10 protein-coding genes are annotated in these 11,808 nt (G+C 59.2%); 2 read left to right on the forward strand and 8 right to left on the reverse strand.

All coding sequences use genetic code 11. From position 1 onward, the window contains the following. Nucleotides 1-41 precede the first annotated feature (41 nt). Nucleotides 42-476, reverse strand: a complete 435-nt coding sequence (locus FE840_RS05440; RefSeq protein WP_138285834.1) for a MarR family winged helix-turn-helix transcriptional regulator — start codon at nucleotides 474-476, stop codon at nucleotides 42-44. Between the two features lie 461 nt (nucleotides 477-937). Here FE840_RS05440 and polA point away from each other — a divergent pair, with 461 nt between their 5' ends. Continuing rightward, nucleotides 938-3,919, forward strand: a complete 2,982-nt coding sequence (gene polA / locus FE840_RS05445; RefSeq protein WP_138285833.1) for a DNA polymerase I — start codon at nucleotides 938-940, stop codon at nucleotides 3,917-3,919. 94 nt (nucleotides 3,920-4,013) lie between these two features. Continuing rightward, on the forward strand, nucleotides 4,014-4,802 hold the full coding sequence (gene pcaD, locus FE840_RS05450; protein WP_138285832.1) for a 3-oxoadipate enol-lactonase: 789 nt from the start codon (nucleotides 4,014-4,016) through the stop codon (nucleotides 4,800-4,802). Between the two features lie 7 nt (nucleotides 4,803-4,809). Here the strand turns inward: pcaD and phnN are convergent, their stop codons facing one another. The 7 genes from phnN to phnC form a co-directional block, all read right to left on the reverse strand. After that, nucleotides 4,810-5,409, reverse strand: coding sequence for a phosphonate metabolism protein/1,5-bisphosphokinase (PRPP-forming) PhnN (gene phnN, locus FE840_RS05455; RefSeq protein WP_246318855.1), 600 nt, complete (start codon nucleotides 5,407-5,409; stop codon nucleotides 4,810-4,812). After that, on the reverse strand, nucleotides 5,409-6,545 hold the full coding sequence (locus FE840_RS05460; protein WP_138285831.1) for an alpha-D-ribose 1-methylphosphonate 5-triphosphate diphosphatase: 1,137 nt from the start codon (nucleotides 6,543-6,545) through the stop codon (nucleotides 5,409-5,411). The genes phnN and FE840_RS05460 overlap by 1 nt, the downstream gene beginning before the upstream one ends. Nucleotides 6,546-6,562: 17 nt before the next feature. Further along, nucleotides 6,563-7,249, reverse strand: a complete 687-nt coding sequence (locus FE840_RS05465) for a DUF1045 domain-containing protein (RefSeq protein WP_138285830.1) — start codon at nucleotides 7,247-7,249, stop codon at nucleotides 6,563-6,565. 57 nt (nucleotides 7,250-7,306) lie between these two features. Next, nucleotides 7,307-8,836, reverse strand: coding sequence for a phosphonate ABC transporter, permease protein PhnE (gene phnE, locus FE840_RS05470; protein WP_138286008.1), 1,530 nt, complete (start codon nucleotides 8,834-8,836; stop codon nucleotides 7,307-7,309). 13 nt (nucleotides 8,837-8,849) lie between these two features. Further along, the gene (phnE, locus tag FE840_RS05475) at nucleotides 8,850-9,812 is read right to left on the reverse strand and encodes a phosphonate ABC transporter, permease protein PhnE (RefSeq protein ID WP_138285829.1); all 963 of its coding nucleotides are present in this window, start codon (nucleotides 9,810-9,812) and stop codon (nucleotides 8,850-8,852) included. A gap of 81 nt (nucleotides 9,813-9,893) precedes the next feature. Beyond that, on the reverse strand, nucleotides 9,894-10,799 hold the full coding sequence (phnD, locus tag FE840_RS05480) for a phosphonate ABC transporter substrate-binding protein (RefSeq protein ID WP_138285828.1): 906 nt from the start codon (nucleotides 10,797-10,799) through the stop codon (nucleotides 9,894-9,896). Nucleotides 10,800-10,884: 85 nt separating this feature from the next. Continuing rightward, nucleotides 10,885-11,742 carry a phosphonate ABC transporter ATP-binding protein gene (gene phnC / locus FE840_RS05485; protein WP_138285827.1) on the reverse strand — a complete coding sequence of 286 codons (858 nt, stop codon included), beginning with the start codon at nucleotides 11,740-11,742 and terminating at the stop codon, nucleotides 10,885-10,887. Nucleotides 11,743-11,808 lie beyond the last annotated feature (66 nt).

The raw sequence follows: 11,808 nt of genomic DNA on the forward strand, positions 1-11,808 counted from the left end.
ATTGAATTTTTGTTATTGATCCATTCATGAGGCGGCAGCGATCAGCCAAGCTTGCGGGCATTGGCAATGGCCCAGCGGATGTATTCCTTCAGCAGTTCTCGTTCGAAACGCCGGAATCCGGTGAAGAGATCCATTTCCGCATCCTCTGCCGCAGCCAGGGCTTCGTCTTTCAACGCCCGTGCCTTTTCGGTCAGGAAAATCAGCTGTGCCCGCTTGTCATTTGGATGTGCGCGTCGCTCAATCAGGCCATCGCGCTCCATGCGTGACAGCGTATTGGCGATCGTTGCCTGTTCGACATCGATCCGATCCAGCAACTGCCTCTGGGTCAACCCCTCTTCGTTCCAGAGCTCGATGAGAACCGGGAACTGGCCTGGCGAAAAGCCAAGCTTTTTTGCACGCAATTGGAGAGCACGTGAAAAGCCACGTGCAAGTTGGGCCGCGAGATATGTTGCAGACTCAGATCGATCGTAGGTCATGCTTATCCGGTCAGATCGTGGACTGTCAGCGCAAAGAACCATCGCATGCGATGCAAACTGCAGGCTGGCCTGATTCATCTCGCGGTTCAACCGGAAAAATCGCTCTTGAAACGCTAAGTCAGCAAGGGAAGGATGGCCGTCGTGGAATTGAGGCGGGGACATCCACGACGGCCAAGAAATAGGGACAAAGGCCCGGAGAGGGGGGATAAGGCCTTTGTCCAAGTCTGAAGCGGCGGGGGACGAGCCTCATTCAGACTACGGCGTGATCAGTCGCCGATGACTAGGAGATGATCCTTGGAATGTGGTTTTTCAAGGGATAGACGGATTACAAATCGGTAAGCTTTCCGTGATGCTGAGACGTGTCCATCGTGATCTGGCTCGGGCCGTGGCGGCCACGAAAATGAGCCAAGCGCCATCAAAGCGTGATGGACCTTTGTCGCCACCCGCGCTATCCATGCCTCATGAAAAAAGGCGATCATCTCTTCCTCATTGACGGCTCCGGGTTCATCTTCCGTGCCTTCCATGCAATCCCCCCGCTCAACCGCAAATCGGATGGCTTGCCGGTCAATGCCGTGTCGGGTTTCTGCAATATGCTGTGGAAGCTTCTGACTGATGCAAGAGACACGTCGGTCGGTGTCACGCCGACGCATCTGGCGGTGATTTTCGACTATTCGTCAACGACGTTCCGCAAGGAAATCTACCCTGAATACAAGGCAAACCGCTCCGCACCGCCGGAGGACCTCGTGCCGCAATTCGGCCTGATCCGCCATGCTACCCGCGCCTTCAATCTGCCGTGTATCGAGACCGAAGGCTTCGAGGCCGACGATATCATAGCCACTTACGCAAGGGCCGCCGAGGCAATCGGGGCCGATGTGACCATCGTTTCGTCTGACAAAGACCTGATGCAGTTGGTGACCCCAAATGTGCATATGTATGACGCCATGAAGGACAAGCAGATCGGTATTCCGGACGTCATCGAAAAGTGGGGCGTGACCCCGGACAAGATGATCGATCTGCAGGCTATGACCGGTGACTCGACCGACAATGTTCCGGGTATCCCAGGCATTGGTCCAAAGACAGCCGCTCAGCTTCTCGAAGAATTCGGCGACCTTGAAACGCTCCTCGCCCGGGCTGGCGAGATCAAGCAGGTCAAGCGCCGCGAAAACATCATCGCCAATGCCGAGCTTGCCCGCATTTCCCGCAAACTGGTGGAGCTCAGAACGAATGTTCCGCTCGACATGGCACTGGATCAACTGACCCTGGAAAAGCAGGATGGTGCAAAACTGATCGCCTTCCTAAAAGCCATGGAATTCACCACGCTCACCCGGCGCGTGGCAGAAGCCTGCGATTGCGACGCCGCCGCCATTGAGCCAGCCGCAGTACCTGTCGAGTGGGGTGAGGAGGCGCGCGGTCCTGACCTCGATAAGGGGGATGCTGCAACGGAACAAAAAGCTGCGGCGAGCGAGACTGCGAATACGGAGGTCTCGGACAAGCAGGATCTGGAAGGCAACAAACCGTCTGAGCTTGCCAGGACCCGTGCGGAAGCCTTTGCTTCCCATCCGATTGACCGCACGCGCTATGTGACGATCCGCGATATTGCGACGCTTCAGGCCTGGATTGCGGAAGCGCGTGAGACCGGCCTCGTGGCATTTGATACGGAAACCACCTCGCTCGATCCAATGCAGGCCGAGCTCGTTGGCGTATCGCTCGCATTGCAGGATAACCGGACCTCGCCAGCATCAGCGATGATCAAGGCCGCTTATGTGCCGCTCGCCCACAAGACGGGTGTCGGCGATCTCCTGGGCGGTGGTCATGCGGAAAACCAGATCCCCATGGGTGAGGCGCTCTCGGCGCTGAAGGATCTGTTGGAGGATCCGTCCGTCCTGAAAATCGCCCAGAACCTGAAATATGATTACCTTGTCATGAAGCGCCACGGGATCGTGATCCAGAGCTTCGACGACACCATGCTGATGTCTTATGTTCTGGACGCGGGCAAAGGCAATCACGGTATGGACGGACTTTCGGAAAAGTGGCTCGGCCATACTCCGATCGCCTACAAGGATGTCGCCGGATCGGGCAAGTCCGCCGTGACCTTCGATCTGGTAGACATCGACAAGGCAACCGCCTACGCGGCTGAGGATGCCGATGTGACCCTTCGTCTGTGGCTTGTCCTGAAGCCGCGCCTTGTCGCTGAAGGTCTGACCCGCATCTACGAGCGGCTGGAACGTCCGCTTGTACCCGTGCTCGCCGAGATGGAGGAACGCGGGATTACCGTCGACCGCCAGATCCTCTCGCGTCTCTCCGGTGAATTGGCGCAAAAGGCCGCCGCTGCCGAGGACGAGGTCTATGAGCTTGCCGGCGAGCGGTTCAATATCGGCTCGCCCAAGCAGCTTGGAGACATCCTCTTCGGCAAACTAGGTCTGCCGGGAGGCTCCAAGACCAAGACCGGCCAATGGTCCACCTCCGCCCAGGTTCTCGAAGATCTCGCCGCCGAGGGTGCGCCTTTGCCGCGCAAGATCGTCGACTGGCGCCAGCTGACCAAGCTCAAATCCACTTACACCGATGCGCTTCCGGGTTACATCCATCCAGTAACCAAGCGAGTCCACACCGGCTATTCGCTCGCCTCGACGACCACTGGCCGGCTGTCATCGTCCGAGCCGAACCTGCAGAACATCCCCGTCCGCACCGCCGAAGGCCGCAAGATCCGTACGGCCTTCATTTCGACGCCGGGCCACAAGCTGCTGTCCGCCGACTACAGTCAGATCGAACTGCGTGTGCTCGCCCATGTCGCCGACATACCGCAGCTGCGTCAGGCTTTCGCCGATGGCGTCGATATCCATGCCATGACGGCGTCGGAAATGTTCGGCGTGCCGGTCGAAGGCATGCCGTCGGAAGTCCGCCGCCGCGCCAAGGCGATCAACTTCGGCATCATCTACGGCATTTCCGCCTTCGGCCTTGCCAACCAGCTTGGCATCGAGCGTTCCGAAGCAGGCGATTACATCAAGAAGTATTTCGAGCGCTTCCCCGGCATCAAGGACTACATGGAGAGCACCAAGGCCTTTGCCCGCGAGCACGGCTATGTCGAAACCATCTTCGGTCGACGGGCCCACTACCCGGAGATCAAGTCATCGAACCCGTCCATGCGCGCCTTCAACGAGCGCGCCGCGATCAACGCGCCGATCCAGGGCTCCGCTGCCGATATCATCCGCCGGGCCATGATCAAGATCGAGCCTGCCCTTGCCGCGGCCGGTCTTGCCGAACAGGTGCGCATGCTGCTGCAGGTCCATGACGAACTGATCTTCGAGGTCGAGGATGGGGCGATCGACAAGGTCCTGCCGGTCATCGTCTCCACCATGGAACAGGCGGCCATGCCGGCAATATCGATGCGCGTTCCGCTGAAGGTGGATGCCCGCGCTGCACAGAATTGGGATGAAGCGCATTAGAGGACCATTGTGACATTGATACCCGCTTGCAGAGCGCTTGAGGATCAAATGTCGGAACTGCATAACCATGCGCCATGCAAACAGGAGAACTGGCTTGGCCTTTACCAGCATCAACGGCAACGTCGTCCATTATGAACTGATCGGCGAGGCGAAAGCCAAAAACCTGATCGTCTTCTCGAACGGTTTGGGCACTGACTTCCGCATCTGGTTGCCGCTCTTCGACGAGCTCGGCGATGATGTCTCGGTTTTGCTCTATGACAGCCGCGGACATGGTCTGTCCGGTGGTGCCGAAAAACCCTTCGGCATGGCAGATCTGGTTTCGGATCTGGCCGGACTCTGCGACGCCTTGGGGATCAGAAAGGCAACTTTCTGTGGCCTCTCCGTTGGTGGCCTCGTCTGCCAGGGCCTGTGGCAGGCCCGCCCGGATCTCTTTCGCAAGCTTGTTCTCTGCGATACCGCACCACGAATTGCGACGGCCGAAATCTGGAGCGAGCGCATGAGCATGATCGAATCCGGTGGGCTGGAAGCTGCCGCAGACGGAGCCATGCAGCGCTGGTTCACCCCGGTCTTTCATGAGGAGCAGAAGGATGCGCTGGCAGGTTACAGGCTGATGATGACGCGGCAGTCCAAAGCCGGCTATCTGTCGACCTGTGCCGCCCTGCGCGATACCGATTTCTCAGCTGTTCTGCCGACGATCTCTGTACCAACGCTGTTTGTAGTGGGTGATCAGGATGGTTCAACCCCGCCCGAGGTCGTGGAGAAGGGCTCAACGCTTGTTCCCGGCGCCCGTTTCGAAGTGATCGAGGATTGCGCCCATATCCCGAGCGTCGAACAACCGGAAGCTCTGGCGGCTCTGCTTCAGGACTTCATCCGCAAGGGTTGATCCGGCGTCAGGCCTTGCCGTCGATGAGCGCCTTGATGATGGATAGGAAGCGTTCGCCCGCAGTCTCCAGCGGGCCGCTATTGTCTATTGTCACGCTTGAAAAGCGCTCATGGATGCCGACGCTGTCAGCCCGCTCCAGCCGGAGAGCGATGTCGACCGTCGACTCGCGACCGCGTTTGTCAAGCCGCTCTGCCAGGATCTCCGGTCGCGCAACGATGTTGACGATCAGCAGTGACGGAAAGGCGTCCTTGAACCGGTCAAGGACGGCACGCGAACCATTGGCGATAACCACATGGCCCTTCGCCAGTTCATCCCGAACGCTGGCGGGGATACCATAGCGCAATCCGTGCGCAGTCCAATCCACGGCGAAGTCACCGGCACGCAGCCGGGTTTCGAATTCACTCTCCGAAAGCGCTTCATGCTGCTCGCCTCCAGCATCGGCTGGGCGAGTGATCAGGCGGCGGACAAGGTGGATATCCGGTCGCTCCCCAATACGAGACAGCGCATAGCCGATCACGCTGTCCTTGCCGGCGCCACTCGGGCCGACCACGACCACCATGGTGCCCGCATCGGGCAAGATCTCGCGGGACTGCGCCGTCTCTGCCATCAGGCCACCCTCTGACCCTCGCGCCAGACAGCGCGCACGACCGGAACACCTTCGTGACGGCGAACACGCACGAGGTCGGCCCGCAGTCCGGCTGCAATCCGCCCGCGATCATCAAGCGCAACGGTCCGGGCCGGCGTCGATGTGACCATGGCAAGCGCCTGCGGAAGGCTCATGTCCTCCAGTTCGTCGGCCAGCACGAAGGGCGCGTGAAGAAGGCTCAGCGGCACATAATCCGAAGACAGGACGTCAAGCACGCCTCGCTCGGCCAGATCGCGGGCGGCGATATTGCCGGAATGCGACTTGCCGCGCACGACATTCGGCGCTCCCATCAAAACGCTCATTCCCGCCTCATGCGAAGCATCGGCTGCATCAAGGCTGGTCGGGAACTCGGCAAGCTTGATGCCATAGCCCTTGGCTTCCTCCACATGCTCAAGCGTCGCGTCATCATGGCTCGCCAGGGTAATCCCCTTTGCCGCACAAAGCCGGGCAAGCGTCTCGCGGTGTGGCGCGGCGAACCGGGCGGATGCTTCCTGACGACGCGCAACGAAGTGGGCGAACTCTTCATCCGAAAGGCCGCGCTTGGTTTTGTAGTAGAGCGTGTACTGCTCCATGGTCTGGAACTGACGCTGACCGGGTGCATGGTCCATCAGTGAAACGAGGCGGACGAATGGATCCTGCTCAAAGTCGGAAAAGTGATCAAGCACGTCCGAGGCTGACACCTCGCAGCGCAGATGCAGGAGGTGATCGGCTCGCAGACGGTCTTCGCGCTGCGCCTGCTGGATGGCATCCGCCATCTCACGCATCTCGCCCTTGGCGAATCCACCGTCTTCGTCGGAGCCCATGCGCAGGCAGTCAAAGACGGTGGTGATCCCTGACGTCACGACCTGCGCATCATGGGCCTGAATAGCGGAGACCTTGTGCCAGCGCACACCGGGCCGGGGGGAGTAATGGGCTTCTAGGTGATCGGTATGAAGTTCGATCAGGCCCGCGATCAGGTAGTCCCCCTGCAAATCTTCGCCGGTCTGGGTCCTTCCTTCGGTGATATCGACAATCTTGCCGTCAACGATCTTGATGCTTCCGTTCAGGATACTGTCGTCCAGAACGATCTGCGCGTTGGTGAGAATGGTTTCAGACATGTTTTCAGCCGTTCGTTTTATGCAGCCAGTGGCTGCCAGGAATGGACGAGGAAGGGCGCGCCGCGCTCGGCTTCGACACAAAGCGCAAGGCCATTGAGGGAAAGAGGCTGACCCGTGTGGTCAGCGAACTCGCGCTGAAGCACGTCCGCCATCACCGGGGCTTGTTCGCCGGACACTGGACCCGTCAGTGTCATGTGGAAGCGGAAATTCTCAAAGATATACGGATAACCGAAATTGAAGAGATTGTAACGCTGGCTTTCGCTCAGCCGCTCCGGATTGCGCCTTGCAATGTCCGCTTCGCCAAGCGGCGCACGAAAGGGCTCGAATGCCCTGACGACAGACGCAGCGAAATCCTGCAGCTTCGGCGATGGCGCCTGTGGAACCAACGCAAAGAAGGCCCCGAGCTGTCCCACGACGATGGCGGGAATGTCGAAAGCGGCATGGGACTTACAGAAGCCTTCGAAAGCTGTGACCAGTTCGACCTCGGCGCAATCGTTGGCCAGTTCAAACGGTGCCTTGAGCGTGGCGTGGAAGCCATAGCGACGGGGATCGTCAGTGAGTGTCTTCAGCGACGCCGCATCAAACGTGTCGCGTTTTTCCAGTGTCGAAGTGTCACCCGTGAAGACGTTGCGACCCAGCCAGGCTGACGCGGAATGCGTCAGCGGGTGATCGGCGGCAGGGGTGAAGTAGACGGCATAGCGCAAGGCGTTAATCCATGAAGCTGAACGGCGGACCCGGTTTGCGCCCGCCGGCAATCGTGATCAGTGACGACTCTTGCCGATCAGGCGAGAGCGAAGGCTATTGGAAATCATGTCGAAAACGAAGACCACCAGCAGGATCAACAGCACCATATAGGCGACATTTTCCCAGTCCGAATTGGTGCGCATGGCTTCCCAGAGTTTCAGGCCGATGCCGCCCGCACCAACGGCACCGATAATGGTTGCCGAACGCGTGTTGCTTTCCCAGAAATAGAGCGCCTGGGAGGCAAAGACCGGCAGCACCTGCGGCAGGACGCCAAATCTCTGGACGGCTGCGGGTGACGCGCCAACCGACTTCACCCCCTCGCGCTGCTTGTCGTCGATGTTCTCCAGCGCCTCGGCATAGAGCTTGCCGAGCGTTCCGCTGTCCGTCACGAAGATGGCCGAGATACCGGCAAGCGGTCCAGGGCCGAAGGCGCGGGTGAAAAACAGCGCCCAGATCAGCATGTCGACCGAACGGACAAAGTCGAAGAAGCGCTTGGTCACCTGATTGAGGATGGTGCTGCGCGTGATGTTTCGTGCCGCGACAAACGACAGCGGAAACGCGATCAGCATGGCAAAAAGGGTGCCGACAAAGGCCATGACGATGGTCTGGAGCAGTTTCGTCCAGACGTCGAGATGCTGCCACGATGCATTGTAGAGAAAGTTGTCCCAGGCCAGCGCCAGATTGCTCATCTGCGGATTGATACGCTCTCCGGATGTTACGCTCTGAAGGACGTCACCAGCCGACATCCCGAAGAAGGGAGAATTGGTGTCAAAGACGAAGTTCTCCCAGCCGAAGAAACGCTTGCGGACACGGACCCGGTCCGAGGAAACGTCTATCCATCCGGCAGAGCCGAAATAGGCGACAACCCGCCCGCCCTCAGTCCGCTGTTCCACCCATTCGGCACCTGGTCCCTCGACGGTAACGGTATCGCGTAGCTGGTCCAGCAGGAGATTGACCGTTTCATCGCCACGAACAAGGGTCACCCTGTCTCCGACAATGTCGATGTCCGCGCTGCTGCCCAGCGCGATACGGGCCTGCGTGATCACCTCTTCCGTAACGACGGACGGTTCTGACGCTGCAGGTTCTGATCCCGTTGTTGTGGTCGTGCCCTGCGGCGTTGGCGATGCCATGAAGCTGAAGGATGAACTCGGCCTCGGCGCCGCCGGTTGAGCGTCGGGTGTCTCTACGTCGCTTGCCGATGCAGATCGGGTCATCGTCTCGCGCGTTGTCTCGATCCAGCTGGGGTTGGGATTGGGGCCAATGGGATCGAAACGCGGATAGCTGATGCTGATTGCCCCATCGGAAGCGATGTCGAATTCAGGACGGATCTCATAGCTCACCCAGTCGGCGAGGTAGTTGCCAGCGATGCCCCAATTCGCCTGGGACATGGTCTTGCCGATCGCAAAGAACCACCAGCAGAAGACAAAATAAAGGGCGACGACGCCGATCGAAATCGGCATGCGATACCGCTGCCAGATGCTGCGCTCCAGCACATGCGGATAGCGCTCGGCCAGACGGTTCAACTCGGCAGTGTTGGTCAGTGTCATGGACATGGTTACCTCACGAGACCGTCTGGAAGGCCTGATCACCGACAAGCTTGCGGCGCAGATGGGCGGACAGCTGATCGACGGCGATAACGGTGGTCAGCAGCAACAGGATGATTGCGAGCGTTTTTGCCTCATGACCCTGTCCAATCGAGAGGCGCAGCACCTCGCCGATGCCGCCGCCACCGACGGCACCGATGATCGTCGAAGCGCGCACGTTGATTTCCAGGCGCAGCAGGAAATAGCTCATGAAATTGGGCATGACCTGGGGGGTGATCGCGAACCAGACACGCTCCAGCCAGTTGGCGCCGACGGCACGCAAGCCTTCATCGGGCCGCATGTCGGCGTTTTCGATCACCTCGAAGAACATCTTGCCGAGCGCCCCGATCGTGTGAATGGTCACCGCGATGATGGCCGGGATCGGCCCAAGCGACAGGATAGCGAGGAAGAAACCGGCAATGACGACTTCCGGAAACGCGCGCAACAATTCCATGTAGCGGCGAACCGGCCAACGCACCCAGGCCGCCGGCATCATGTTTTTGGCCGCTAGAAAGGCCATGCAGAAACCAAACACGGCACCGATGACGGTCGACAGAAGGGCGATATTCACCGTCTCGATCATCTTGTGAATGTATTCGGGGATATAGAGGGTGTCGGTGATATAGAACCGTCCCTCCGGATAGTTGTACTTCAGGCTGCCGTCGTCATAGGGCGATGGCAGATCGAACAAAGCGCGCCAGATTTCCCATCCGTCGCGTGGCACAAGTTCGTTCATGAAATCAAAGAAATACGGCAGCCGATCAAAGAACTTGCCGGCATTGGTTTCATTGGCAAACCAGAGCGACCCTGAAAGGGCGACAAGCAGGATGCCCAGCGACAGCCATGTGTAAATCCGGCGCCTGAAGGCCAGTTCCTGCCAGTGGCGTTCGACCAGCGCTCCCCGCTCGGTCAATACTGGCCGCCTTGCCATAACACTCATCGATCAGTCCCTCTATCGACGTCTGAAAGAAAACCGCCGGCCGTTGGCCGACCGGCGGTCTCATAAAATGGACTTTGGCTATCAGCCGCCGATCGTCGCCTTGCGGGCGTCGATAATCGGCTTATAGAAATCGACGTTGACTTCGGTGAAGCCCTTGAAGTCGCCGCCCTGGATGGCGGAGAAGCAGGCCGGGTCAGAGGTCGGCAGGTCCATCATGAACTGCTTGAACTTCGCCTTCATGTCCTCGTTCATAGATGTGCGGACCACGACCGGGCCGTTCGGGATCAACGGGGACTTCCAGACTTCGACCAGGTCGTCCATGTTGAGGATACCCTTGTCGACCATCTTGCGCAGGTTGCCGGAGGAATAGCCGTCCTTGAAGTCGCCAACGCCCGAGCCCCAGGTGGTGCCGGCGTCGAAGTTGCCCTTGACGACTTCGAGAACGAGGTTTTCGTGGCCGCCGCCGAAGCCGGTTTCGCCAACCACTTCATCGATCGGCGCACCGAAGGCTTCCGGCAGGGTCACAAGCGGCACCAGATAGCCAGAGGTGGAATCCGGATCGGCAAAACCGAGCTTCTTGCCCTTCAGGTCTTCCAGCTTGGTGATGCCGGAATCCTTGCGAGCAACCATGATCGAGTAATAGCCGCTGGAACCGTCGGTCTGAACCGTAGTCAGGATCGGCTGAACGGCTTCGGGATTGGACAGGTAAACCTTGGCAAAGGCCGAAGCACCGAGCTCGGCATAGTCGAGTGTGCCGCCGAGCAGGCCCTGCACAACGCCGTCATAGTCGGCGGCCGGGAAGAGCGAAACCTTTTCAACGCCGAGAACCGAAGGCAGCTTCTCGGTCATGCACTGGAAGTTGCGCAGGCGGTCGGCTTCGTTTTCGCCACCCAGAATGCCGATGCGGAATTCCTTGAGGTCTTCGGCATGAGCGGAACCGGCGAGAGCAGCAAGTGCCACGGCGGCAAGCAGAGTCTTCTTCAACATGAGGTCATCTCCTGTTTGAATGGGTTATGGGTCAGAAGTTTTGAGAAACGCGGCTCTTCAACGACGAGCCGCGATCATGCGAGCGTCACGCTTCCGCAGCTGCGAGCGGACGATAAGGTGCAGGGCGCGAGGCAGAGTTCGCCACGACGGCCTGCGGAATATTGATGGTGGTCGAGGTCATGGTCTCGTCGATGCCGGCACCATGACGGTCAGAACCGTAGATTTCCTGCACTGCATCAGCCGTCAGCTGATCTGGGGTGCCGTCAAACACCACACGACCCTGAGCCATGCCGATGATCCGCTCGCAATAGTTGCGGGCAGTGTCCAGCGTATGGAGGTTGGTGATCACGGTGATCCCTTCCTGCTCATTGATATCCTTGAGCGCATCCATGACGATCTTTGCGTTCAGCGGGTCGAGCGAAGCAATCGGTTCATCGGCGAGCACCATCTTTGGCGCCTGCATCAGCGCGCGGGCAATCGCCACACGCTGCTGCTGACCGCCCGACAGGGTGCCGGCTGCTTGAAGTGCTGTCTGTTCAATACCCAGCCGCTCAAGCGCGGCGATTGCCATCAGACGCTCCTCGCGGGAGAACATGTTCAACAGGCTGAGCGCCGTTGGACGATGATTGAGGCGACCGAGCATGACATTGGTCAGGACATCCAGTCTGGGGACCAGATTGAACTGCTGGAAGATCATTGCGCAGTCCCGCTGCCAGTTGCGCAGAGCGGCCCCATGCAAGGACGAAATCTCGGTCTCTCCAAACTGGATGCTGCCGGAAGTCGGATCAACGAGACGATTGATCATGCGCAGCAGCGTTGATTTTCCTGCGCCCGAGCGACCGATGACGCCGACCATCTGGCCGGCAGGGATCTCTACGCTGACGGAATCGACCGCCTTCGTGCTGCCGAACTGCCGGGTGAGGTTTTCCAGTTTGAAGCGCATTCTTTGTCCTTCGCCGTCATGTCTACGGAACTCGTTTCATCTATCCGGCCAACGTGAAGCGTGAAT

It is taken from the genome of Peteryoungia desertarenae, assembly GCF_005860795.2.
GTDB classification, from domain to species: Bacteria; Pseudomonadota; Alphaproteobacteria; order Rhizobiales; family Rhizobiaceae; genus Allorhizobium; species Allorhizobium desertarenae.

What these genes read in the sequence shown, in the direction of transcription:
- FE840_RS05460 (WP_138285831.1), bottom strand. Translation starts at nt 6,545, where the DNA reads ATGTCTGAAACCATTCTCACCAACGCGCAGATCGTTCTGGACGACAGT.
- phnN (WP_246318855.1), bottom strand. Translation starts at nt 5,409, where the DNA reads ATGGCAGAGACGGCGCAGTCCCGCGAGATCTTGCCCGATGCGGGCACC.
- phnE (WP_138285829.1), bottom strand. Translation starts at nt 9,812, where the DNA reads ATGAGTGTTATGGCAAGGCGGCCAGTATTGACCGAGCGGGGAGCGCTG.
- phnE (WP_138286008.1), bottom strand. Translation starts at nt 8,836, where the DNA reads ATGACACTGACCAACACTGCCGAGTTGAACCGTCTGGCCGAGCGCTAT.
- polA (WP_138285833.1), top strand. Translation starts at nt 938, where the DNA reads ATGAAAAAAGGCGATCATCTCTTCCTCATTGACGGCTCCGGGTTCATC.
- FE840_RS05440 (WP_138285834.1), bottom strand. Translation starts at nt 476, where the DNA reads ATGACCTACGATCGATCTGAGTCTGCAACATATCTCGCGGCCCAACTT.
- phnD (WP_138285828.1), bottom strand. Translation starts at nt 10,799, where the DNA reads ATGTTGAAGAAGACTCTGCTTGCCGCCGTGGCACTTGCTGCTCTCGCC.
- phnC (WP_138285827.1), bottom strand. Translation starts at nt 11,742, where the DNA reads ATGCGCTTCAAACTGGAAAACCTCACCCGGCAGTTCGGCAGCACGAAG.